This is a genomic window from Pseudomonas sp. FP1762, assembly GCF_030687105.1.
GTDB classification, from domain to species: domain Bacteria; phylum Pseudomonadota; class Gammaproteobacteria; order Pseudomonadales; family Pseudomonadaceae; genus Aquipseudomonas; species Aquipseudomonas siliginis.
Genome location: NZ_CP117458.1, coordinates 1038387 through 1061065, shown reverse-complemented (window position 1 = coordinate 1061065; position 22679 = coordinate 1038387). Strand labels below are relative to the sequence as shown.

Here is a 22679-nt window from a genome sequence, read left to right as displayed (position 1 = left end):
ACTGTTTGCACAAGGAATGCGCCATGCCCGTTGCGTTGATTACCGGTTGTTCCAGCGGCATCGGCCGCGCCCTTGCCGACGCGTTCAAAGCCGCCGGCTACGAAGTCTGGGCCAGTGCGCGCAAGGCTGAAGATGTCAGCGCGCTCAGCGCTGCCGGTTTCACCGCTGTCGAGCTGGACGTCAACGATGGCGCCGCGCTGGAACACCTCGCCGAGCGTCTGAGCCAGCAACATGGCGGCCTTGATGTACTGATCAACAACGCCGGTTACGGCGCGATGGGGCCGCTGCTCGACGGCGGCGTGCAGGCGATGCAGCGCCAGTTCGAGACCAACGTGTTTTCGATTGTTGGCGTCACCCGCGCGTTGTTTCCGCTGCTGCGTCCGGCCAAGGGGTTGGTGGTGAATATCGGCAGTGTGTCGGGTGTGCTGGTCACACCGTTTGCCGGCGCCTACTGCGCGTCGAAAGCGGCGGTGCATGCGCTTAGCGACGCGTTGCGCATGGAGCTGGCACCGTTTGGCATCCGTGTGATGGAAGTCCAGCCCGGTGCGATCGAATCGAGTTTTGCGAAGAATGCCGGACATGAAGCCGAGCAGTTGATCAACGAGCAATCGCCGTGGTTTCCCCTGCGTGAAGGCATTCGCGCACGGGCCAAGGCATCGCAGGACAAGCCAACACCGGCCAGTGAGTTTGCGGCTGAGCTGTTGAAAGCGGTGCGGCAGAGCAAGCCGCCACGGCTGGTTCGCATCGGCAACGGCAGCCGGGCGTTGCCGTTGTTGGCGGTGTTGTTGCCGAAGGGTTTGCTGGAATCGACGTTGATGAAGCGGTTCGGGTTGCGCGCCAAGCTCTGATCCCCAGTCGTTGCGACCAGCGGTAGCCAGACCTGTCAGAGTTGACAGTAGGCGCCCTCTAAGCGAAGGCCTATCGTGAGTTCAAGCCAGGTGAATAGTGTTAAGACAGCGTTAGCGCCCGGCGAGTAAACCGACCTCCCGACAACCGCGCAGGGACGTATATGGCAATCGCAGAGAAGGCCGCGAACATCAGGGCGACAATCGACGCTACATGGGGAAGCGGCCAAGGCAAACTTCAACTTGACGATATATTCCAGGACGACCCGACGAAGTCCCGGCCCCTCACGGGGTCAACGCTGCTGCGCGATAAATCGTTGCTGGTCACCAGTACCTTCGACAAAGGCGTCTTCTTCATTTCCAAGCTGAACCACTTGGGTGCCGTAGACCTGGCGTTTGGGGTCGCAGGGCGTGTCACGGGTTCGTTCCTGGCCAATGAGCAGGCCTCTGGCGGGCCGATTGCAGAAGGTGCCGACGGGCGGCTGTTCATGGCAGGCAGCACAGCCAATGAGCAATCGAACGAGGTTAGCGCTGCGATTCTCTGCCTTGACAGCAAAGGCAATCGAGTGAGCAGCTTTGGCGAGAATGGCCAAGTCATCATCGATCCCCCAAACACACAACGGCTTACGAAAAAAGGCCCGGCATTCGTCTTCGCGCTACCCGATGGCAGCGTTATTGTCGGCGTTGATTACCACACGCCTGACGTGCTCAGGGCGCACCTTTACAAATTCGATGCGCAAGGCGCACCCGTGAAGGCATTCGGCACAGATGGCCGAGTTGAAATTAATCACGGGATGCCGCATGCATCGACTTCACTCAGCGACGGTTGCGTGCTCGACAATGGACTCTTGTTATTTGCAGGCTACGAAAAATACGAGCCCGACGTGAACACGGACGGTCTCCTCGTGATGTTGAATTCAGACAGTGGCGCGCTCCATGAGAGTTTCGGCCTCTCGGAAAGACCCGGGGTTGTGGTAGTCCGGTACAACTTCATGGGTGCCGAACTCAATACTGTGAGACAGCGAGCCCCTGATAGATTTACGGCATCTGGCTACACCAACATGGGCAGCGGTGTCAGTGAGCGATACGGCATGTTGTTCGCCTTCGATGAAAAAGGTAAGCCCGATTTTGACGTTTTCGGCAGTCCGAATGCCATGCCACTCCCACCAGCTCTCGGCAGCGACAGGCGAGTCAACTGGGCGGACCATGTTCCTTTCGCTGATAACATCGTAGTTTCTGGTGGAGACGAGAAGGGCAATTATATTGCCTGTGTGAAAACCCGGAGCGGTGGCTACAACTCCGATTTTTCAGACGCGGGTGGCGTCATCCATCGCGAGGAGACCACCGACTCGCTCTCCAGGCTTCATTATCAGCAGGCCCCAGGCAAATTGATTGTTGCCCTCAACATCAATCCAGAAAACCCTCTGGGTTGTCTGTATCGCTACAACATTTCCCAGTAGCTGGAAGCATCACCGCGTCGCCCTGGTCAGGGGCGACGCGGTCGATCAATTGCCTGCCAGGTCCTGCTTCACCACTACCGTGCAAGTAATCCCCGCCGCCAGCAACACGCCCTCTGGCACCTCATCAATATGAATCCGCACCGGCACGCGCTGCGCCAGCCGCACCCAGTTGAACGTCGGGTTCACGTCGGCAATCAGTTCGCGGCTTTCCGGGTTGTCGCGGTCGTAGATCCCGCGCGAAATGCTTTCGACATGACCCTTGAGCACTTCGCCGCTCATCAATTGCATGTCGGCTTGGTCACCGACTTTGACGTGCGGCAACTTGGTTTCTTCGAAAAAGCCGTAAACCCAAAATGAATTCATGTCGACCACGGCCATCTTCGCCTCGCCGATACGTGCGTAATCGCCGCGATGCACATTGAGGTTGGTCACGTAACCGTCCACCGCCGCACGCACTTCGGTGCGTTTGAGGTTGAGTTCGGCGGCTTCCAGTTGCGCCTGGGCGTGTTGGTAATCGGCCAGCGCGGCGTCGGCGATGTTGCTGGCGTCGTCGCGGTTTTCCTTGGAGATCACCAGATTGTCGAGGTCGGCGCGGCGGTGGGCGTTGACCTTGCGCATTTCCCAGGTCGACTTGCGCGAAGCCACCAGTGACTGCGCCTGCTTGACCGCGATGCGGTAGTGCTCGGGGTCGATGCGCATCAGCAGATCGCCCTTCTTCACCAGCTGGTTGTCACGCACCGGCACTTCAACCACTTCGCCGGTGACGTCGGCGGCGACGTTGATGATGTCGGCGCGCACGCGGCCATCGCGGGTCCACGGCGTGTTCATGTAGTGCTCCCACAGCGTACGGCCGATCCACAGCGCCAGGGCCAGCACCAGCAGGGTCGCGAGCAGGCTGAAAAACTTTTTCATCAAGATGTTCTCAACGGTAGACAGTCAGCGCCATGGCGCCGAACAGACAGGTAAACAGGCTCAGACGCAGCAGCGCCGGGTGCCAGAAAAAACGGTACAGGTCGAACCCCGAAAGGAAGCGGTCCAGCGCCCAGGCCAGTCCCGCAGCGACAAAAAACATCAGGGTCATGGTCGGCATGTACACGCCGTGGAAGGCAATTTCACGAGGCATGGGTGAGTCCTTCGGGCCGGGCGGGAGCGAATTCGGCCAGGGGTGATTGCGGGTCGAGCAGCGAGGTGCGGATAAAGTGCAGATAGCTCTTCACCCGGCGCAACGCCGAGGTATCAAAGTGCGGCGCGAACGGCTCATCGGTGGCGGCAACGCGGCTGATCGCGTGGTCGACCGCCACCAGTGCGCGCTCAAGATTGCTAGCGTTCGGCTGCAGAAACAGACGCACCAGCGCACGCCCCATCACGCGGATTGCCTGGCGCCAAGGCTGCGATTCGGCATACGCCGGGTGCACCGGCAGGATCGCCTGCTCCTTGCGCAACTCGATGATCGCGTGGCCGACTTCAAGCACCACGAACATCCAGCGCAGCAGACTCTTTTGTACCTTCGGCTGCCCTGCCGCGAGGCCATAGGCCTGATGCAGCAGATCGCGGGTGCGGCTCTCGAAACGCGAGGCCAGGCCCTTGAGTTTGCCGCTGATCGCGTAGACCACTTGCCCACGCAAGTCCTGCTCCAGGCGCTGCCACAGCCAGCGACTGTTCGGCGGCAGAATGATCGCCCCCGCCGCCGCACACACGAGCATGCCCATGACCATGGCGATGTAGTCGTTGATGAAGGTGTAGGGGTTGTAGATCGTCAGGTTGTCCGGCACTGAACCGGTGCTGAAAAAAATCAGCAGGCCCAATCCGACACCGGCGTATTGCGGTCGTGAAGCGAGAAACGAACCGAGCACGATGACCGGTGCGAGCATTACGCACAGCAAAGGAAAACCATCGATCCTGGGGAAGATGAAAAACATCTCCACGAAGCCGATCAGCGCACCGAGAAAAGTCCCGCAGGCCATTTGAAAGGCCATGCGCTTGGGGTTCGGTGTGGCAGCGGACAGGCCGACGGTGGCGGCGGCGATCAGGGTCATGGTCGCCCCGCTCGGCCACGCCGTGGCCACCCAGTAACTGCCCAGCACAATCAGGATGAACGAGGCACGAATTCCCGACGCGGCTGCCGCCCACCAGTTGGTTTGCGGAGTGAAAGGCTCGTCCCAGCGCTCACGTTCGTGGCGATGATCAGCGAGTGAAGCGTGGGTCTGTGCATAACTGTGCAGGTCATCGACGAAGCGATAGAGCAATTCGTAGGCGGTGTGAAAATCCAGTTGTTCGGCTTCGCTTGGCCCCGTGTCCTGAAAGATCCCGCGCAAGGTGCGTACCCGCGCGGGCAAGCCTTCCTTGTAGCTCGCAAGCGCGGTGGCCAAACGTGCCGCATCGGGGCTGGTCAGGGCGCGACCGCTGAAGCCGTCGAGCACTTCGGCGAGATCCTGCAGACCCGGTTTGATCGCCGCAACAACATGTTCTTCGCTATTGCCGCGCAGGCGTTCAAGCAATTGATGCAAGGCGTTGAAGCGCGTGGTGATGCCCATGAACTCGCTGTTCAAACGACTCAGCCGACCGTTGCGCCGGCGCATGTGTGGGTCTTCGAACACGGTCACGCTGCGCAGTCCTTCCAGGCCCACGGCTTCGGCAATGAAACGCACGTTGCTGGCCTCGAACGCCTCGGCTTTGCTGCGCCCGCGCAAGCCGTCGGTGACGAACAAGGCGAACACGCCGAAGCGCTGATACAAGGCGTTGCGCATCGCCGCGCTGGCGGTTTGCGGCAGAATCGCCGCGCTGATCAGCGTCGAACAGAGAATCCCCAGCGAAATCTCCAGCACTCGCCAGACTGCCGCCATAAAGGCGCCGTCCGGGTGCGCCAGCGCCGGCAGACCGACCATCGCTGCGGTGTAACCGGCGAGAACAAAACCATACGCGCGAAAGTTGCGGCAACGCGCGGCACCGGCCGAGCAGATGCCGACCCAGATCGCCAGCGAGCCGAGAAACAGCTCGGTGTTCTGCGCGAACAAAGCGATCAGCGTGACCATCATCGCCGACCCCGCCAGCGTGCCGAGCAAGCGATAAAAACTCTTGGCGAACACCTGACCGCTCTGCGGCTGCATGACGATGAACACGGTGATCATTGCCGTACGCGGTTGCGGCAGTTCCAGGCGCATGGCCAGCCACAGGGTGAGAAACGCGGCGAGCAACACCTTGAAGATATACACCCAGGTCACGCCATCGCTGCGTGCCCAATCGAAAAAACCGCGACGCCATTCCAGGGAGTGGAGCCAGCGTAGAGGGGCGGGCAAGGAGGTCATTGAAAATACTCAGGCATGCAATCCGGACTCGAAACCTGTGGGAGCAAGCCTGCTCGCGAAAGCGCAGTCTCGGGCAACATGTTCATTGACTGATACGCCCTCTTCGCGAGCAGGCTCGCTCCCACACTGGATGCTGTGTTCAACGCAGGAGCGCCGGGGTTTTCGGGGCCTGGGTCTGCTCGGCTGTCGGCACGTCATCACCCGCTCCGAGGCCGCCGCCGAGCGCCGTCACCAATTCGGCATGCGCACTCAACCGCGCCGCCTGCACTTGCTGCTGCACTTGCTGCTGTTTGAACAGCAACGTCTGCGCATTGAGTACGTTGAGGTAATCAGTGAGGCCGCGTTGATAGGCGATCATCGCGATGTCGTAGGTCTTCTGCGCTGCGGCCACGGATTCGGCGGCGAAGTCCTGCTGCTTGTCCATCGACTCGCGGCGGATCAACTGATCGGAAATGTTCTTCAGTGCGTTGATCAGCGTCTGGTTGTAGTGCGCCACGGCGATGTCATAACCGGCCGCCGCTTCGCCCAATTCGCCACGCAGGCGGCCGCCGTCGAAGACCGGCAACGAGATCGCCGGGCCAACGTTGTAGTTGAGTTTCTTGCCGGTCAGAAACTCCAGCGCCCCGCCGCCGGTAGCCATGTAGCCGAGGCTGCCGACCAGGTCGACATTGGGGTAGAAACCACCGTGGGCGACATCGATGCCGCGCGCCTGCGCCGCCACTTGCCAGCGACTGGCGACCACGTCGGGACGCTGGCCGAGCAGTTCGGCGGGCAATGCCGAGGGCAGTTTCAATGGCGTCGCGAGGGACAGCGTCGGCCGTTGCAGCTGTGCAGCAGCGCCCGGGCCTTTGCCAGCGAGTGCAGCAATCTGGTTGCGGCTCAGGGCGATTTCCTCGTCCAGCGCATCGAGCTGGCGATGAGTCTCCGGCAGCGGTGTTTCGGCCTGGCTGACTTCGAAGTGCGTGCCGATCCCGCCGCTCAGGCGTTTCTGTGCCAGATCGAGAATCTGCTGTTGCTGCTGAAGCGTCGCCGCGACGATGTCGCGCTGGGCGTAATGCAGCGACAACTCGATGTAGGCGCGGACCAGATTGCTCTGCAGTTCCAGCTGCGCCAGTCGCGCCTCGGCCACGCTCACATGGGCCAGATCCACCGCGCGTTCACTGGCATTGCGCTCGCGGCCCCAGAGGTCGAAGGCGTAGCTGAAGCCGAGCGCGGCGTTGTTGTCCCACGTGGTGGTGTTGGCCAGATCGCCGGGGCCGTAAAATTGATCGGTCGGCCAGTTGTGGCGCTTGAGGGTCGACTCGCCATTGATCTGCAACGCCTCGGCCGCTTCGGCAACACCGGCCATGGCCTTGGCCTGACGCACCCGCGCAGCAGCCATGGCCATGCTCGGGCTGCCTTGCACGGCGAGGTCGCTCCAGTGATCGAGTTGCGCATCGCCAAATGCTCGCCACCATTGTGCGCTGGGCCAGTGGGCGTCCTTGGCAGCCTCGGCAATGGCCGCGTCGGTGGCCAGTGAATCAGCCGCAAGCGTCTCGCCGTGAGGGGCAATGCCTTGGGTAGAGATGCAGCCGCCGAGAGCCAGGGTTAAAGCCAGAACACTGAGCGGCAAAAGCGCTCTGTTGATGCGACGCGGCACAGCTGCGAATTCCTGAGAGAGGGATAGATCGAGGGACTTGTGTAGGAGCTGCCGAAGGCTGCGATCTTTTGATCTTTTTAAAGACAAAGATCGCAGCCTTCGGCAGCTCCTACAGGGATCGGCGCAATTCTATGGAGGTGCCTCTGCGGCGATAAGCTGGGATTTCTGTGAATCTTTGTTACGGTTAACGAGATAATCCCTTGGTCGGGGGTCTCAGCCCCTGAAACTTCGTGTCACAATTTGCCATCTCCCTTGAGAGCACCCCATGGACACTTTGCAAAACATGCGCGCCTTCAGTTGTGTTGCCGAAGCGGGCAGCTTCACCGCCGCCGCCGTGCAACTCGACACCACCACCGCCAACGTCTCGCGCGCGGTCTCCAACCTAGAAGCCCATCTGCAAACCCGTCTGCTCAATCGCACAACCCGGCGCATCGCCCTGACCGAGGCCGGCAAACGCTACCTGCTGCGCTGCGAACAAATTCTCGCCTACGTCGAAGAAGCCGAGGCGGAAGCCAGCGACGCCCACGCGCGCCCGGCGGGGCAGTTGAAAGTACACACCATGACCGGCATCGGTCAGCACTTCGTCATCGACGCCATCGCCCGCTACCGCAAGACCCACCCCGACGTGACCTTCGACCTGACCCTGGCCAACCGCGTGCCGGACCTGCTCGACGAGGGCTACGACGTGTCCATCGTGCTGGCCAGCGAACTGCCCGATTCCGGCTTCGTCTCGCAACGCCTGGGCATCACCTACAGCATCGTCTGCGCCTCGCCGGCCTACGTAAAAGCCAACGGCGCCGCACAGAAACCCAGCGACCTGCTCAACCACGCCTGCCTGCGCCTGGTCAGCCCGGTGATCCCGCTGGAGAAATGGGCCTTCGACGGCCCGGACGGCCAGGAAACGGTCACCATCAACAGCTCACCATTCCTGGTGAACTCCGCCGACGCCATGAAAACCGCCATCACCAGCGGCATGGGCGTCGGCGTGCTGCCGGTCTACGCCGCCATCGAAGGCCTGCGCAACGGCACCCTGGTGCGCGTGATGCCGAACTACCGCTCGCAGGAACTCAACCTCTACGCGATCTACCCGTCGCGGCAGTACCTGGATGCCAAGATCAAAACCTGGGTGGAGTACTTGCGTGGGTCGTTGCCGGAGATATTGGCGGCGCATCAGGCGGAATTGGTCGCGTATGAGTTGAGCGGGAGTCTGGCTGGCGCGCGCGTCGCCACCTGACTTTAAACACCGCTGACTTCGTGTAGGAGCTGACGAGTGCAACGAGGCTACGATCTTTGGATCTTGCTGTTTAAAAATCAAAAAATCGCAGCCTACGACAGCTCCTACATCGCGGTGTTTTCAAGGAAGTTTCCGACAGGTTTTGCAGGTTGTCCGTCGGAAGTGCGCTGGCTAGGATTTGGCGGTTGCTGACGAATCAGCGACCGGACTTGGTCGTCCGGGTTTAGAATGGCGCACATTTTCAAGCATGCTTAATGGCGAGCTGTGCGTGGGAGGGCCTCGTCCCTGCCGGGTTTCCATTCCCTGGTCGACCAACCCGCGTACGGTTCGCCACCCGATTGCTTGGTCGCAGTCAGTGGCGAACTCCACTTCCAGAATGGAGTTTCACCATGTTCAAACCCACACCCAATCCCCCCGAATCCGCAAGCACCTCCCCCTACCAATCCCCCGACTCAACGAAACTCCACGACGCCGCCGAGCGTGCGCTGGATCACTACCTCAAACCGTCCGCCAGCGCGCAGCAAAACCACAAACCCAGCACCATGTTCCAGGTCGCCCCGGACCAGGACAACGAAAGCCTGCTGGCCCACGCCTGCGAATCCCTCGCCTCGGCCAGCATCATGAGCAGCGACATCGCCGCCCACGTCGACAGCCCACAACGGCACACGATATTGGCCATCCAGCAGGTGATCATGCTGGCGGAACTGGCGGTGAACCGCGTGCTGGATAACTACGAAATCCATCAGCTCCCGTCACGCAGCTGACCTCCCGGGAGCGAGCCCGACCGCGAGGGCTTCGGCACATTCAACATTCGAGGTGTCAGATAAACCGCTTTCGCGAGCAGGCTCGCTCCCACAGTTTGAATCGAGTACATCAGCGAGAAACAGGTCGGCTGTCAGGCCGCCTTCGCTGGCAAGCCAGCTCCCACAGGGACGGGGTGAACCTGGCAGAGATGGGTTGGCAGTGGAGACGCTTTCGCGAGCAGGCTCGCTCCCACAATTCTGGATCGTGTACATCAGCGAGATATGAGTCGGCTGTCAGGCCGCCTTCGCTGGCAAGCCAGCTCCCACAGGGACGGGGTGAATCTGGCAGAGATGGGTTGGCAGTGGAGACGCCTTCGCGAGCAGGCTCGCTCCCACAATTCTGGATCGTATACATCAGCAAGATATGAGTCGGCTGTCAGGCCGCCTTCGCTGGCAAGCCAGCTCCCACAGGGACAGGGTGAATCTGGCAGAGAGAGGTTGGCTGTGGAGACGCTTTCGCGAGCAGGCTCGCTCCCACAGTTTGAATCGAGTACATCAGCGAGAAACAGGTCGGCTGTCAGGCCGCCTTCGCTGGCAAGCCAGCTCCCACAGGGACGGGGTGAATCTGGCAGAGATGGGTTGGCAGTGGAGACGCTTTCGCGAGCAGGCTCGCTCCCACAGTTTGAATCGAGTACATCAGCGAGAAACAGGTCGGCTGTCAGGCCGCCTTCGCTGGCAAGCCAGCTCCCACAGTTTGAATCGAGTACATCAGCGAGAAACAGGTCGACTGTCAGGCCGCCATCGCGAGCAGGCTCACTCCCACAAAAGCAAAGGCAAAGCAGCGCAGCTGCCCGCGGCGCAGCCGCCCCACTCAACAATGAGCGCAAGCTCGAGTGCTTTTGATCTTGATCCACCGGCGACGTCGGAAGGCTGAGCGGAGGGATTGATCCGGGCGTGGGAGCGCAGCGACCGTACGACGCAGTCGTACACAGCGAGTGTAGGTGCAGCGAAGCAAACCGGAGCCGCTGCGCCCGGATCGATCCCGCAGCGAAGGAACCCGAGCCTGCGAGGGCCGAACGCAGGAGCTAGCGTTTTTTGCTTACTTTTTTAGGCGCTTGTAAAAAAGTAAGTCGCCGTCAGGCGAAACCGCCAGCCGCCGCCCCGAAACCTTCGGATATTCACACCAGACAAACCCAAGGCATGGCCGGCCCAGAGGCCGCCAAGACAACCCGAGCGAGAAAATGTTAGCGTGCTTGCAATCAAGCCCCGACGAGCCCAAGCCCAATGAAAAAAACAGTCCTGGCCTTCAGCCGCATCACCCCGCCCATGATCGAACGCCTGCAAGAAGAATTCGACGTCATCGTCCCCAACCCCAAGACCGGTGACATCAACGCCCAGTTCAACGAAGCCCTGCCCCACGCCCACGGCCTCATCGGCGTCGGCCGCAAACTCGGCCGCGCACAACTGCAAAGCGCAACAAAACTCGAAGTGGTCTCGAGCGTCTCGGTCGGCTACGACAACTACGACCTCGACTACTTCAACGAACGCGGGATCATGCTCACCAACACCCCCGACGTGCTCACCGAAAGCACCGCCGACCTCGCCTTCGCCCTGATCATGAGCAGCGCCCGCCGCGTCGCCGAACTCGACGCCTGGACCAAGGCCGGGCAATGGCAGGCCAGCGTCGGCGCCCCGCTGTTTGGTAGTGATGTGCACGGCAAGACCCTCGGCATCGTCGGCATGGGCAACATCGGCGCCGCTGTCGCCCGGCGCGGGCGCTTCGGCTTCAACATGCCGATCATCTACAGCGGCAACAGCCGCAAGACCGAACTGGAACAGGAGCTCGGCGCGCAGTTCCGCAGCCTCGATGAACTGCTGGCCGAAGCCGATTTTGTCTGCCTGGTAGTGCCGTTGAGCGACAAGACCCGCCACCTGATCAGCCATCGCGAACTGGCGCTGATGAAGCCGAGCGCTATCCTGGTCAACATCTCGCGCGGCCCGGTCGTCGACGAACCGGCACTGATCGAAGCCCTGCAAAACAACCGCATCCGTGGCGCCGGCCTGGACGTCTACGAAAAAGAACCGCTGGCCGAATCGCCGCTGTTCCAGTTGAAAAACGCCGTGACCCTGCCGCACATCGGCTCGGCCACCACCGAGACCCGCGAAGCCATGGCCAACCGCGCCCTGGCCAACCTGCGCAGCGCCCTGCTCGGCGAACGGCCGCAGGATCTGGTCAACCCGCAAGTCTGGCGCGGCTGAAAAAAGGGCCGGCGCAACATTATGCCGGCCTTCACCTTACATAACTTGCAACCGAACAAAAACGCCAGACCAAGTAACAGCAATATAAGCTCTCGCAACTTATCAACTTATTGATTAATTGCCATGGAGAGCCAACCTCGTGAACACCCTGACCACCGACAAACTCATTCGTTACAGCAAAGTCATCTTGATGGCTTATATAAGTTTCTTTGGCCTGCTGGTGATGATCCATAACTTCACTGACTATGAGTCCAACTACACTTACGTTGCACATATCCTGAGCATGGACACCACCAACGCCAGCGAAAACATCATGTATCGGGCCATTGATTCGCCGATGATCCATCACCGGATCTACTGGTTCATCATCACCATGGAAGTCACCTATACCGTGCTTTGCCTGATCGGTACTTACCAGTTGTATCGCTACATCGATGCCTCGCCAGCCGCATTCCATGAAGCCAAGAAGTTTTCAATCATGGGCATATTGGTCGCCATCTTCATTTATTACGTGTGCCTGCAAACTGTAGGTGTCGAGTGGTTCGACATGGACACTTCGCAATCATGGAATGCCAAGGACTGGGCAAGGCATATTGTCGACTTCATCTTCCCGGTGATGATCTACATCACTTTGAAAGTTGAGCGCTGAGTATCAGCGCTCGTTTTATCAAGCCAACTTCCCTTGAGCCGCAGACAACAGCACTTTCGGTTTACGAAACACCAGCACGTTGCCCAACATCACCAACACCAGCCCGACCAGCGCTGGCGCGGTCCATTGATAACCTTCGGCAAACGCCGACACGTTCAGGGCCACCACCGGGAACAGCACCGTGCAGTAAGCCGCCCGCTCCGGGCCCATGCGCCCGACCAGCGTCAGGTACGCGGTGAAGCCGATCACCGAGCCGGGGATCACCAGGTACAACAGTGCACCGACATATCGCGGCGACCAGTCCATGGTGAAGGGTATGCCCTTGATCAGACACCACACCGTCAGCATCGCCGCGCCGTAGGCCATGCCCCAGGCGTTGGTGGTCAGCGGTCTGAGGCCGGCCTTCTGTTGCAGGCTCGAAAGCATATTCCCCGCTGAAAAACACAAGGTGCCACACAACGCCAGACCCAGCCCCAGCAGGGTTCGCGGACTGGCCTGATGCCCGGCCAGTTCCGGCCAGAACAACAGCCCCAGACCGAACAGCCCCAGCGCACCGCCCATCAGCACATTGCGGGCAATGCGCTGGCCGAAAAACACCCGCGCATTCAGCGCGTTCCACAACGTTGCCGTAGAAAACACCACCGCCACCAGACCGCTGGGAATCCACTGACTGGCGGTCAGAAAACACATGAAGTTCACGCAGAACAGACATAACCCTTGAGCCACACAAATCAAATGCCCACGGCGGTTCATCGGTTGCAGACGCCGGCTGAGCAGCAAGAGGGCAAACAACACCAGCGCAGCCAGGCCGAAGCGATAGACAATCGACACCGGAATTTCGACCACGCCCAATTGCCATTTCAAGGCAATCCAGGTGGTGCCCCAGATCAGCACGGTCAGCAGGTACAACGACAGGTTCATGGCCAACACTCCTTAAACAGGCCTTGAGTGTCTGCCTCGGGCAGCCTTCGACGCTTGCACAATCTTGCGCTTTTGTCTGGCGGCAGGCTGGCAGGGCGGCGTCTACGGAGTAGGATGCAAAGCGTTGGAGAGAACCGAACATGGCCGCAATCGACACCCTGCAAGTCTTTCAAGCCCTCAACCGCTCGCCGAATGCACGCCTTGTGCACAGCGCCGAGCTCGGTGACGGCATGTCTGCGGCTTTGTGGACCAACCACCACGATGCCCAGGAATACGAAGCGCCAAGTCATCACACACTTTCGTGCTACGTCGCCGGCGGCACCGGCACATTCCGTCGTGGCCAGCCGGGCCGCAAGGGCGGGCCGGACAAGCTGTGCATCCTGCCGGCCGAGCATGAATCGGGCTGGGTGATCAATGGCGACATCCGCTTGGCGCACCTGTATTTCAGCGCCGAACAATTCGCCCTCGGTTGCGTCACGTTGCTCGATCGCGAACCGCGCGAGATGCAATTACGCGAACAGACTTTTCTTGAAGATCCGCAGCAGGCGCAGCGCTTTCGGCAGTTGCTGAACCTGAACTGGCAAGAGCCGGCCGAGCGCTTGCTGACCAGCAGCCTCGCCCACGAATTGATCAGCCACACCTTGCTCAGCCAGGTGGGTGGGCGACAGGGCTTGCGCTTGAAGGGCGGACTGGCGCCACATCAGCGCCGACAACTGGTGGAGTTCATCGACAACCAGTTGAGTGAAGCCATCAGCCTCGGGCAACTGGCCGGGTTTTGTGCGCTATCGGAATATCACTTCGCGCGGATGTTTCGCCTGAGCTTCGGCCTGCCGCCGCATCAATATGTGCTGGCGCGGCGCTTGAGCCGGGCGCGGGAATTGTTGCGCGGCACGGCGCTGCCCTTGGGCGAGATTGCACTGGCGTGCGGGTTTGCCAGTGCGAGCCATTTTACCAATCGGTTCAGGCAGGTTTTGGGTGGGACGCCGGGCGAGTATCGGCAGGCGTTTTTGCGTTGAGCCCTTTTCCCCTCACCCCAGCCCTCTCCCAGAGGGAGAGGGGGCCGACCGAGTTGTCTTGCACTGTACGTCGACCTGAAACACCGAATCGATTATGGATTCAAAGCAACACATTCAAGTCGGTGTACCTCTGGAATATCCCACGGTCAGCCCCCTCTCCCAGAGGGAGAGGGGGCCTACCGAGTTGTCTTGCACTGTACGTCGACCTGAAACACCGAATCGATTATGGATTCAAAGCAACACATTCAAGTCGGTGTACCTCTGGAATATCCCACGGTCAGCCCCCCTCTCCCAGAGGGAGAGGGGGCTGACCGAGTTGTCTTGCACTGTACGTCGACCTGAAACACCGAATCGATTATGGATTCAAAGCAACACGTTCAAGTCGGTGTACCTCTGGAATATCCCACGGTCAGTCCCCTCTCCCTCCGGGAGAGGGCTAGGGTGAGGGGCTTTTGATCTTGCCTCAAAACTCCAGCGTGCTGGAAAGCGAAACCTGCCGCGAATCCCCCATCGACACAAAGAAGCGGCTCGCCGACGAGGTGTAATAAGTGCGGTCGAACAGGTTCTTCACGTTCAACTGAAACTTGACCTTCTGCCCCTCAACCGTGGTGTCGTAAGTGGCAAACGCATCCGCCACGGTATAGCTCGGCAGGTCAAAATCATTCACCGCGTTGCCGGCACGCTCGCCGACATAGCGCGCGCCCGCCCCGACACGCAACTGATCGCCGCCAAACACATTGCCGAAGTCATACACCGCCGACAGCGAGCCGGAATTCTTCGCTACGTTTTGCAGGCGCTTGCCTTTGTATTCCGGGTCTTCGGTGACTTCGGCATCGGTGTAGGCATAGCTGCCGATGAGGTTCCAGTGCTCGCTGAGTTGCCCGCTCAGGTCGACTTCCAACCCGCGTGAACGCACCTCGCCCGCGGCGCTGTAGATCGTCGTCGGACCTTCGGAGTTGGCCACCAGCACGTTGCGTTTCTTGATGTCGAACAGCGCGATATTGCCGGTGATGCTGCCCGGCATATCCAGCCGCGCACCCAGCTCCCACGACTTGGCTTCTTCCGGCGCGATGCTGCCGTCGAGCACGGTGCTGCTGCCGCTCAGCGGGGCGATGGTCGAGTTGGGTTTGAACGATTCAGTGTAACTGCCGTAGAACGATAAGGCGTCGGTGTAGCGATACACAAGACCGGCGCGCGGTACCCACTTCTGGCCATTGCTGTCGGTATTGGCCTTGAACGGCACGCCTTTGCCGGCGTACTGGTCGTACTCCTGAAAACGTCCGCCGGCGACCAGAATCCACTGCTCGTTGAGGTGAATCGAATCCTGCAGGAACAGCGAATCGCTGCGCAGCTTATCGGTCTGCGCACTGTCGGGCGCACTCACCGTAGTGCCCATCACTTCGCGACCATACACCGGGTTGAGATAGCTGAAGGTGGTCAGGCTTTTCTGCCGGATCAGATCTTCGCGGTAGATCTTGCGGTACTCGTCATCGACGCCGAACACCAGATCATGCTGCATGCCCAGCACATTCACTTTGCCTTCGAGGCTGGCGGTGGTGAAACGATCGGTGCTGATCGCGTTTTGCGTGCCGTCCATGCTCCGCGTCAGTGTGCCTTTGTTGGTGTCGATCGCCGTCACGCGCACTTGGCTGGCGTCGTAGGTTTCGCGGTTCCAGCTGTAGCCGAAGTGGGCTTTCCAGTCGTCGTTGAGTTCGTGGTCGGCTTCGAAATGGTAGAGGTCCGAGCGCCCTTCCATGTCGTTGAACGGCTCGTCGAGACGCTGCTTGCGCGAGATATCCAGCGGATGGTTGGTGCGCGGATCGATCAGCGTGCCACGGTCGAAGGGGGTGAGAAACTCGCGGTGCTCGTAGGCGAACAACAGCTTGGTGCGCTCGCCGTACCAGGCCAGCGACGGTGCGATCAGCGTCTCGCGGTGGGTGCCGAAGTTGCGCCAGTAATCTTCGTCTTCGTGATCGACGACCATGCGATAGGCGAAGCCGGAATCGCCCAGCGCACCGGTGCTGTCGAAGGCGCCACCGCTACCGTTCTTGCCGTCACCGTAGGTCGAACCGCGCACGGTCACGGCATTGTACTGGGTCAGTTCCGGCTTCTTGCTGACCAGGTTGACCACGCCACCCGGATCCTGAATCCCGTAGAGCAACGAGGCCGGGCCTTTGAGCACTTCGACGCGATCCACGGTCGCGTTCATGCCACGGCCCTGCACCAGCGGCATGCCGTCGCGCATGATCGAGCCGTTGCGGTTGTCGCCGAAGCCGCGAGTCATCACCGAGTCCTGCGTACTGCCCAAAGTGTTGCCCTGGGTGATGCCGCTGACATTGGCCAGCGCGTCATCGAGATTGCGCGGCGCCTGATCGCGAATGACCTGCGCCGGGATGACATTGACCGTCTGTGGAATTTCTTGCAGCGACGCCGATGAGCGCATCACCGAACTGGTTTCCGGCGGCTGATAGCTCATCGATTCGTCGCGCGTGGACGTGATGGTGGTGGCGCCGAGATTGAGCGCCCCTTCGGTCGGCAACGGCTCCAGCGCCAGGGTATGACTGTCGGTGCGGCGAAAGCTCAGGCCGGAATTGCCGAGCAGGCGTTGCAGAGCCTGTTCGGCGCTCATCTGGCCGTTGACTGCCGGAGCATTGAGGCCGTACGGCGCTTCATCGGTGTAGACCACGCTTTGCCCGGTCACGCGGCTGAAGTCGCTCAGGGCTTGCGGCAACGGTTTCGCGGCGAGGGCAAAATTGAATTGCTGTTGCGCCTGATTGCTCACAGCTTCTGCCGCCAGCGCGATACTCATCGGCAGCAATGCCAACGCGGAAAAACTCAACGCCGACATGCCCAACCACTGTTTGACCGAACCGGATTTTGCCCTGGACTTCATTGCTCAATGACCTGTGTAGAACCGCAACGGATGCGAATGGCTCGCAGTTTCAGTCACTACACGGATGGGGCTCGGGGTTACCTCACCTTTAATTTGAAAATATTTTGCGGGGGATTTGTTGCCTGGGCTGACGCCTTCGCGAGCAGGCTCGCTCCCACCTTTGAAATGCCTACCCTGTGGGAGCGAGCCTGCTCGCGAAGAGGCCGGCTGCCTCAGCGCAAAATAATCAGTTGCCCCAACACCCGATGCTGCTCAAATCCCAGTACCCCTTGCAGCGAATTGAGCACCGCTTGCGGATCCTTGCTCGGAAAGCTGCCGCTGACCTTGCGCGCCGCCAGCTCATCGTTGAGCAGCACAATCCGCCCCGGGTAATAGCGGCGCAGATCCTCGACGACATCGGCCAGCGTGGTCTTGTAGTAAGTCAGCCAACCCTGACGCCAGGCCAGTTGCGCTTCACTGTCCACGCCATGCAGTTTTTCCGCTGAGCCGTCGGCGTAGGCAACTTGCTGGCCGGCCGTGAGAATCTGCTGTTGGGCATGCTCGTCTGCCGTCACCGCGACACGCCCGGACAATACCGTCACTTGTGCGCCGTGAGGTTGCCGACGTACTTCGAACTGGGTGCCGAGCACCCGCGCCTCGCCCTGCTCCGCCGCCACCACAAAAGGGTCGCCGGTGTGGGTGACGCTGAAGAAAGCAGCACCTCTGATCAATTTCACGCGGCGCTGGCCATGACTGAAATCCACAGCAATCGCACTGTCGGCATCCAGTGTCACTTGCGACTGATCGGCCAGAGTCACCGTGCGGATTTCCCCAGGTGCCGAGACATGATCGGCGCGCAGATCGTCGAGCCAGCGCTGCGCCTGCCACCCGGTGCCGAGGCTGACCATCAGCAGCAGACACGCGGCCAGCGCCAGCGCTCCAGACCAACGCAACATCGGCGAACGACGCGGGGCGTCCATCGCCTGCAGATAACCTTGCAGCGCAAGCGTATCTTCCTCGGCCAGCGTGCGCGCGGGGCTTTCGCTGAGTTCCCAGATCACCTGCGCCTGCGCGTACGCTTCGGCATGGGCCGGGTCGGCGCGCAGCCATTGGCTGAAGGTGAGTTGATCGCCAGTGCTCGGGCGGTCGTGCAACAGGCTCAGCCAGGCCAGCGCGGCCTGCTCCTGGGCCGGCGTCGGTGTGATCGGATCGGATGGCTTCACGGTGCTTTCCCTGGCAGGCGTGGCGCGGGGTCGCGCAGGCTGGCCTTGCAGGCCTCGAGGGCGCGCATCATATGTTTTTCCACGGCACTTTGGGACAGGCCCATGGCCTTGGCGATCTCGGCGTACTTGCGCCCGTGAATGCGATTGAGCAGAAAGATCTGCCGGGTACGCTCGGGCAAGGCGCGCAACGCGGCTTCGACATGGCGCAGATCGTTGCCCGCTTCCAGCGCGGCCTGAGGCTCACTGCCGTGGCTGTCGGGTTCGTCCGGCTGCCAGCCTTCGTTGACCCGCGTGCGCGTGCCTTCACTGCGAAGATGATCGATGGCGATGTTGCCGGCGCAGCGCAGCAGATAGGTGCTGAGTTCTTCGACCTGCACCAGCGGCCGCCGCCAGAAGCGCAAAAACAGATCCTGGACCAGATCCGCCGCCGTCGCCCGACAACCGACGCGGCGGTTCACCAGTGCTTCCATTTGCGCACGCTGGGACAGAAACACCTGAAGAAAATGCGCACGCGCGCCACGCGCTTCATCGTCACGCGATTCCGGCGGCAGACCGATCAGCACTTCAGCACTGCGCCCATGCGGCGACCGGGCTCGCCAGCAGGCTCAACCCGGCCAGTGCCATGGCCAGACGCGGGCGATACGGCAGCAACAGCACCAATGCCAAAGCGCTGAGCATCAGCACTGCGAACCAGTCGACCAGACCGAAACTCCAACCACTGGCCGCGACCGCCGCCCACAGCGAAAGCGCCAGCAACAGCCATCCCGCCACCGCCAGACCCTGACGGCGGCGCGTCGACGGTTTGGCGCCGAGCAACTCGGCATGATGGCGTGGCATCGACAGGCACAACGCGGTGAAGCCGGCATAGGTGAGCAACAGGGCCAGCAGCATCAGTTGGCCCCCTGTTCAACTGTGATCGAGCGAGGCGAAGGACTTGCTTTGCGAACGCTGACGCGGTCCCCCGGACGCTGCATCTTGCGCGCAGCCCAGCCGAGGAAAAGCCCCGTCGCCAGACAAGTCAGATCAAATCCGGCCAGTGCCCAGTCGCGCTGCATCAGGGTCGCGCCAAGATTCCACGGTGTGGTCAGCGCATTGATCAGCGGCACCGCGATAAACAGCGCGGCGCCGAGCGTCAGCTGTTCGATCCACGCCTTGCGTCCCGGACGCAATACCGCGTGCAACAGGCTAAGCCCCCAGGCTATGAAGTACGCATTCACTTCCCAATCGGCCCGCCCCGCCAGACTCACCGGCAACAGTCGATTGGCCAGAAAGAACACCGCCACCGCCGATACCAGGCCGGCCATGCTGGCGATATTCAGCACCTCGACCAAACGCAATTCGAAGGGCATCGCCGCGCTTTTTAGGTGCTTGAGCTGCCGCTTGCCGAGCCAGATCACCAGCCCGGTGCCGATCATTGCCGTACCGGCCAGTCCGCAAAGGAAATACAGCCAGCGCAACAGCGGCCCGGCGAAATGGCCCATGTGCAAACCGTAGAACGCGCCACCCACCACCATCGCCATGGGTTGATCAGGGGTGCTGTTCAGAAGCTGCCCGGTGACGCCATTGAAGGTCACCGCCCGGCCGAAATCATGCACCACCCGATCGCCCGCGCGGGACAGCACCACCGTGGCGCTGGCATCGCCCGGGTTGCTCACCGACAGGCGCGCGGTATGGCCGCCCGACCACTGCTCGCTGGCCTTGGCCAGTAGCGGCGCCATGGCGGTCAGCGGCGCGGAGATATCGGCACGCTCGGGCGTCTTCGAGGCGGGAAAGACTTCGTCGTAGAACTTGCGCACGTCGCTGCCGTAAGAGGCGACGATGCTGGCGGGCATCACCATCGACATGAAAATCACCAGGCTGCTGTAAGTGATCATCAAATGAAACGGCAGCACCAGCACACCCACGGCGTTATGCCCGTCGAGCCAGGAACGCTGGCCCTTGCGCGGGCGGAAGGTGAAGAAGTCCTTGAAGATTTTCTTGTGGGTGATGATGCCGCTGATCAACGCGACGAACATCACCATCGCAGCGAGAGTCGCCAGCCAGCGCCCCCACGGATAAGGCATCTGCAACTGGAAGTGGAAACGGTAAAAGAACTCGCCGCCCATGCTTTCGCGGCCCTGTACCTCGGCCCCGGTTTGAGCATCGAGGGTTCGGGATTCGAAGCGGCCGCGCTCGCCGGGTTTGCCCGGCGCCTGCTGCCAGCGCACGGTCAGACCGGGGTCGCGGGCATCGGGCAGATCGATCAGCCAGCGCGAGGCACCGGCGGCGTGTTGTTGTAGATAATCTTGCGCCAGCGCCAGGCTCGCTTCGCTATCAAGCGAATGCGCAGCAATTTCCGGCTGCATCCAGTGGCTGATTTCGTCTTTGAAGTAAGCAAGCGTGCCGGTGAGAAAAATCGCGAACAGCAGCCAGCCGAACACCAGCCCGGCCCAGGTGTGCAGCCAGGCCATCGACTGACGCAAACCCTCTTTCATGCCAGCCCCAGTCCGCGCGCGGCACCGGAAACGGTGGCAAGAATCACGCTCGGCACCAGCAGGCCGACCCACGCCGACCACGCGCTGCGGCAGGCAAAGCACCAGAGCACCGCGACCAGATAGACCAGAAAGGACACGGTCATGCCGGTGACCACGGCTTCGGCGCGGTTCAGCGGCAGCCACAACGTCAGGGTGACGCTGGCCAGCGCCGCGACCAGATAGCCGCCGAAAATCGCCGCCAATACCCGCGAAGTGACGGCCAGACGATAGGACATGGGAAGGGTGGCGAGTTTGCCTTTCATGTTTCGACCCTGAAACGAAAAACGTTCGGCCGACAAGCCGAATCTACAGGCGAGCAATATTAATGATAAATATTCTCATACGCAAAAGCATCTGATTGCCGGACACTGTCGCCAGCCTCTACAATGCGAACCGTTCTTGTTCTCTAATGCACGTTCTCTACGCAAGTTTTGCGTCCGGAGTCATTTCGTTGCCGCCCGCCCATCCCGTCGAATCGCTCTACAACGCCCACCACAGTTGGCTCACCGGCTGGCTGCGGCGCAAGCTCGGCTGCCCGGACAGTGCGGCGGATCTGGCCCAGGACACGTTCATCAAAGTGCTGACCGCCCGCGAACCACCGGTGATCATCGAACCGCGCGCCTTTCTCACTACGCTGGCCAAGCGCGTACTGTTCAACCATTACCGGCGCCAGGATGTGGAACGCGCCTACATCGAGACACTGGCGCAGATGCCTGAAATGGTCGCGCCTTCGGAAGAGCACAAAGCGATCATCCTGCAGACGTTGATCGAACTCGATGAGTTGCTCGACGGTTTGCCGCGCCAGGTCAAACGCGCCTTTCTGCTCGCGCAGGTCGATGGTCTGACTTATCCACAGATCGCCGCAGAACTGGGCATCTCGGTGGCCACGGTCAAACGCCATTTGAACAAAGCGGCCATGCGCTGCTATTTCGCCCTGTGAATCGCACGCCGGATTTCTCCGCGCAAGTCGCCGAACAGGCGGTGCACTGGTTGCTGGAAATGCAGCAGGGCACGCTGACCCCGCGCCAGCAGCAGGCCTGGCAACAATGGCTGGATGCACACAGCGAACACCGCCGAGCGTGGGAACACATGCAACGGGTCAACCAGCGCTTGCGCGGCGTGTCGTCGCCATTGGCCCACGCCGCGTTGAACGGACCGAAGTCTGGCAGCCGTCGTCAGGCGCTGAAAATGCTGCTGATTCTCGGTGCAGGCTCAGCGGCGACCTGGGGCATGCGCGAGCACACTCCGTTGCCGTCGCTGCTCGCCGATTACCGCACACCGGTCGGCCAGCGACGCAAGATTGCCTTGGGCGGTGCCGATTCGTTGCAGCTCAATACCGCCAGCTCGGTTGATGTTGATGGTGCGCAGCGGTTGATTCGTCTGCTCGAGGGCGAAATGCTGTTGAGCGCTGCGAATCCGTTCGAGATACGTACGGCACACGGCGTGCTGAAAAGCCAACGTGCGCGCCTCAATGTGCGGCAGTTTGTTGATCGCACGCATATCGCGCTGTTTGAAGGACGAGTCGAACTCATCGCCAGCCAGCGCGCGCCCCTGCTGCTGCCGATCGCGCGGCAGTTGAGTTTTACTGCCAGCTCGGTCAGCGAGGCTAAACCGCTGGACGCCAACAGCGGTGCCTGGACCGACGGCATGCTGGTCGCCGCCCATATGCGCCTCGGCGATTTCCTCGAAGAGCTTGGCCGCTACCGGCGCGGGCAGCTGCGGTGCGACAGTCAGGTTGCCGATCTGCTGATTTCCGGGACGTATCCACTGGATGACAGCGAGCAGATTCTCGACCTGCTGCAGATCAGTCTACCGGTCAGAGTGAAGCGCTTTACCCGTTATTGGGTGAGCGTCGAAGCGCGGGTTTAGAAAGCAAGATCAAAAGATCGCAGCCTTCGGCGGCTCCTACATTTGGAATGCATTTTTTCTGTAGGAGCTGCCGAAGGCTGCGATCTTTTGATTATGAAAAAATAAATGAGCCGTTTTTCAGATCTGGCGTG

At 60.9% G+C, this 22679-nt stretch carries 20 protein-coding genes; 9 read left to right on the top strand and 11 right to left on the bottom strand.

Features of this window, described 5'->3' with window-relative positions; genetic code table 11:
* Positions 1-23: 23 nt before the first annotated feature.
* The gene (locus PSH90_RS04530; protein WP_305382258.1) at positions 24-848 is read left to right on the top strand and encodes an SDR family oxidoreductase; all 825 of its coding nucleotides are present in this window, start codon (positions 24-26) and stop codon (positions 846-848) included.
* Positions 849-1009: 161 nt separating this feature from the next.
* Positions 1010-2305 (top strand): hypothetical protein, encoded by a 1296-nt coding sequence (locus PSH90_RS04525; RefSeq protein ID WP_305382256.1) that lies wholly within the window; start codon positions 1010-1012, stop codon positions 2303-2305.
* Positions 2306-2350: 45 nt separating this feature from the next.
* Here PSH90_RS04525 and PSH90_RS04520 read toward each other — a convergent pair whose 3' ends face one another.
* The 4 genes from PSH90_RS04520 to PSH90_RS04505 all read right to left on the bottom strand — a co-directional run bounded on the left by PSH90_RS04520 (position 2351) and on the right by PSH90_RS04505 (position 7249).
* Positions 2351-3217, bottom strand: coding sequence for an HlyD family secretion protein (locus tag PSH90_RS04520; protein WP_150636181.1), 867 nt, complete (start codon positions 3215-3217; stop codon positions 2351-2353).
* A 10-nt stretch (positions 3218-3227) separates the two neighbouring features.
* Positions 3228-3428 (bottom strand): DUF1656 domain-containing protein, encoded by a 201-nt coding sequence (locus tag PSH90_RS04515; RefSeq protein ID WP_041479478.1) that lies wholly within the window; start codon positions 3426-3428, stop codon positions 3228-3230.
* On the bottom strand, positions 3418-5610 hold the full coding sequence (locus PSH90_RS04510) for an FUSC family protein (RefSeq protein ID WP_305382255.1): 2193 nt from the start codon (positions 5608-5610) through the stop codon (positions 3418-3420). The genes PSH90_RS04515 and PSH90_RS04510 overlap by 11 nt, the downstream gene beginning before the upstream one ends.
* Positions 5611-5749: 139 nt before the next feature.
* Positions 5750-7249: an efflux transporter outer membrane subunit gene (locus PSH90_RS04505; protein WP_305382254.1), complete on the bottom strand. Its 1500-nt coding sequence runs from the start codon at positions 7247-7249 to the stop codon at positions 5750-5752.
* A gap of 265 nt (positions 7250-7514) precedes the next feature.
* Between PSH90_RS04505 and PSH90_RS04500 the strand changes: the two genes are divergently transcribed.
* From PSH90_RS04500 to PSH90_RS04485, 4 genes are all read left to right on the top strand, one after another.
* Positions 7515-8483 (top strand): LysR family transcriptional regulator, encoded by a 969-nt coding sequence (locus PSH90_RS04500; RefSeq protein WP_024011667.1) that lies wholly within the window; start codon positions 7515-7517, stop codon positions 8481-8483.
* A 389-nt stretch (positions 8484-8872) separates the two neighbouring features.
* On the top strand, positions 8873-9247 hold the full coding sequence (locus tag PSH90_RS04495; RefSeq protein WP_150742824.1) for a DUF6124 family protein: 375 nt from the start codon (positions 8873-8875) through the stop codon (positions 9245-9247).
* Between the two features lie 1263 nt (positions 9248-10510).
* A complete protein-coding gene (locus tag PSH90_RS04490) occupies positions 10511-11485 on the top strand; it encodes a D-glycerate dehydrogenase (RefSeq protein WP_095180411.1) in 975 nt (324 codons plus the stop codon).
* Between the two features lie 139 nt (positions 11486-11624).
* On the top strand, positions 11625-12134 hold the full coding sequence (locus PSH90_RS04485; RefSeq protein WP_073473697.1) for a DUF2165 domain-containing protein: 510 nt from the start codon (positions 11625-11627) through the stop codon (positions 12132-12134).
* 18 nt (positions 12135-12152) lie between these two features.
* Here PSH90_RS04485 and PSH90_RS04480 read toward each other — a convergent pair whose 3' ends face one another.
* Positions 12153-13055, bottom strand: coding sequence for a DMT family transporter (locus PSH90_RS04480; protein ID WP_305382252.1), 903 nt, complete (start codon positions 13053-13055; stop codon positions 12153-12155).
* Positions 13056-13195: 140 nt separating this feature from the next.
* Here PSH90_RS04480 and PSH90_RS04475 point away from each other — a divergent pair, with 140 nt between their 5' ends.
* A complete protein-coding gene (locus PSH90_RS04475; protein WP_305382250.1) occupies positions 13196-14071 on the top strand; it encodes a helix-turn-helix domain-containing protein in 876 nt (291 codons plus the stop codon).
* A gap of 463 nt (positions 14072-14534) precedes the next feature.
* On the opposite strand, the gene PSH90_RS04470 is transcribed toward PSH90_RS04475, so the two are convergent.
* The 6 genes from PSH90_RS04470 to PSH90_RS04445 form a co-directional block, all read right to left on the bottom strand.
* Positions 14535-16964 (bottom strand): TonB-dependent receptor, encoded by a 2430-nt coding sequence (locus PSH90_RS04470; protein WP_305382249.1) that lies wholly within the window; start codon positions 16962-16964, stop codon positions 14535-14537.
* A 212-nt stretch (positions 16965-17176) separates the two neighbouring features.
* Positions 17177-18166: a FecR family protein gene (locus tag PSH90_RS04465; RefSeq protein WP_305382247.1), complete on the bottom strand. Its 990-nt coding sequence runs from the start codon at positions 18164-18166 to the stop codon at positions 17177-17179.
* Positions 18163-18729, bottom strand: coding sequence for an RNA polymerase sigma factor (locus PSH90_RS04460; RefSeq protein ID WP_016771621.1), 567 nt, complete (start codon positions 18727-18729; stop codon positions 18163-18165). The genes PSH90_RS04465 and PSH90_RS04460 overlap by 4 nt, the downstream gene beginning before the upstream one ends.
* Position 18730: 1 nt before the next feature.
* On the bottom strand, positions 18731-19057 hold the full coding sequence (locus PSH90_RS04455; RefSeq protein ID WP_252877472.1) for a DUF3325 domain-containing protein: 327 nt from the start codon (positions 19055-19057) through the stop codon (positions 18731-18733).
* Positions 19057-20640 (bottom strand): PepSY domain-containing protein, encoded by a 1584-nt coding sequence (locus tag PSH90_RS04450; RefSeq protein ID WP_305382245.1) that lies wholly within the window; start codon positions 20638-20640, stop codon positions 19057-19059. The genes PSH90_RS04455 and PSH90_RS04450 overlap by 1 nt, the downstream gene beginning before the upstream one ends.
* Complete coding sequence (locus tag PSH90_RS04445; protein WP_041479671.1) at positions 20637-20942, bottom strand: DUF3649 domain-containing protein; 306 nt, start codon at positions 20940-20942, stop codon at positions 20637-20639. The genes PSH90_RS04450 and PSH90_RS04445 overlap by 4 nt, the downstream gene beginning before the upstream one ends.
* A gap of 146 nt (positions 20943-21088) precedes the next feature.
* Between PSH90_RS04445 and PSH90_RS04440 the strand changes: the two genes are divergently transcribed.
* Complete coding sequence (locus tag PSH90_RS04440; RefSeq protein WP_305382244.1) at positions 21089-21619, top strand: sigma-70 family RNA polymerase sigma factor; 531 nt, start codon at positions 21089-21091, stop codon at positions 21617-21619.
* Positions 21616-22548 carry a DUF4880 domain-containing protein gene (locus tag PSH90_RS04435; RefSeq protein WP_305382243.1) on the top strand — a complete coding sequence of 311 codons (933 nt, stop codon included), beginning with the start codon at positions 21616-21618 and terminating at the stop codon, positions 22546-22548. Before PSH90_RS04440 ends, PSH90_RS04435 begins: the two co-directional genes overlap by 4 nt.
* The last annotated feature ends 131 nt before the right edge of the window (positions 22549-22679 follow it).

Bases quoted from the DNA above. Each gene is read 5' to 3' on its own strand.
- PSH90_RS04530 (WP_305382258.1), top strand. From the start codon at position 24: ATGCCCGTTGCGTTGATTACCGGTTGTTCCAGCGGCATCGGCCGCGCC.
- PSH90_RS04525 (WP_305382256.1), top strand. From the start codon at position 1,010: ATGGCAATCGCAGAGAAGGCCGCGAACATCAGGGCGACAATCGACGCT.
- PSH90_RS04520 (WP_150636181.1), bottom strand. From the start codon at position 3,217: ATGAAAAAGTTTTTCAGCCTGCTCGCGACCCTGCTGGTGCTGGCCCTG.
- PSH90_RS04515 (WP_041479478.1), bottom strand. From the start codon at position 3,428: ATGCCTCGTGAAATTGCCTTCCACGGCGTGTACATGCCGACCATGACC.
- PSH90_RS04510 (WP_305382255.1), bottom strand. From the start codon at position 5,610: ATGACCTCCTTGCCCGCCCCTCTACGCTGGCTCCACTCCCTGGAATGG.
- PSH90_RS04500 (WP_024011667.1), top strand. From the start codon at position 7,515: ATGGACACTTTGCAAAACATGCGCGCCTTCAGTTGTGTTGCCGAAGCG.
- PSH90_RS04495 (WP_150742824.1), top strand. From the start codon at position 8,873: ATGTTCAAACCCACACCCAATCCCCCCGAATCCGCAAGCACCTCCCCC.
- PSH90_RS04490 (WP_095180411.1), top strand. From the start codon at position 10,511: ATGAAAAAAACAGTCCTGGCCTTCAGCCGCATCACCCCGCCCATGATC.
- PSH90_RS04480 (WP_305382252.1), bottom strand. From the start codon at position 13,055: ATGAACCTGTCGTTGTACCTGCTGACCGTGCTGATCTGGGGCACCACC.
- PSH90_RS04475 (WP_305382250.1), top strand. From the start codon at position 13,196: ATGGCCGCAATCGACACCCTGCAAGTCTTTCAAGCCCTCAACCGCTCG.
- PSH90_RS04470 (WP_305382249.1), bottom strand. From the start codon at position 16,964: ATGAAGTCCAGGGCAAAATCCGGTTCGGTCAAACAGTGGTTGGGCATG.
- PSH90_RS04455 (WP_252877472.1), bottom strand. From the start codon at position 19,057: ATGCTGCTGGCCCTGTTGCTCACCTATGCCGGCTTCACCGCGTTGTGC.
- PSH90_RS04450 (WP_305382245.1), bottom strand. From the start codon at position 20,640: ATGAAAGAGGGTTTGCGTCAGTCGATGGCCTGGCTGCACACCTGGGCC.
- PSH90_RS04445 (WP_041479671.1), bottom strand. From the start codon at position 20,942: ATGAAAGGCAAACTCGCCACCCTTCCCATGTCCTATCGTCTGGCCGTC.
- PSH90_RS04440 (WP_305382244.1), top strand. From the start codon at position 21,089: ATGCACGTTCTCTACGCAAGTTTTGCGTCCGGAGTCATTTCGTTGCCG.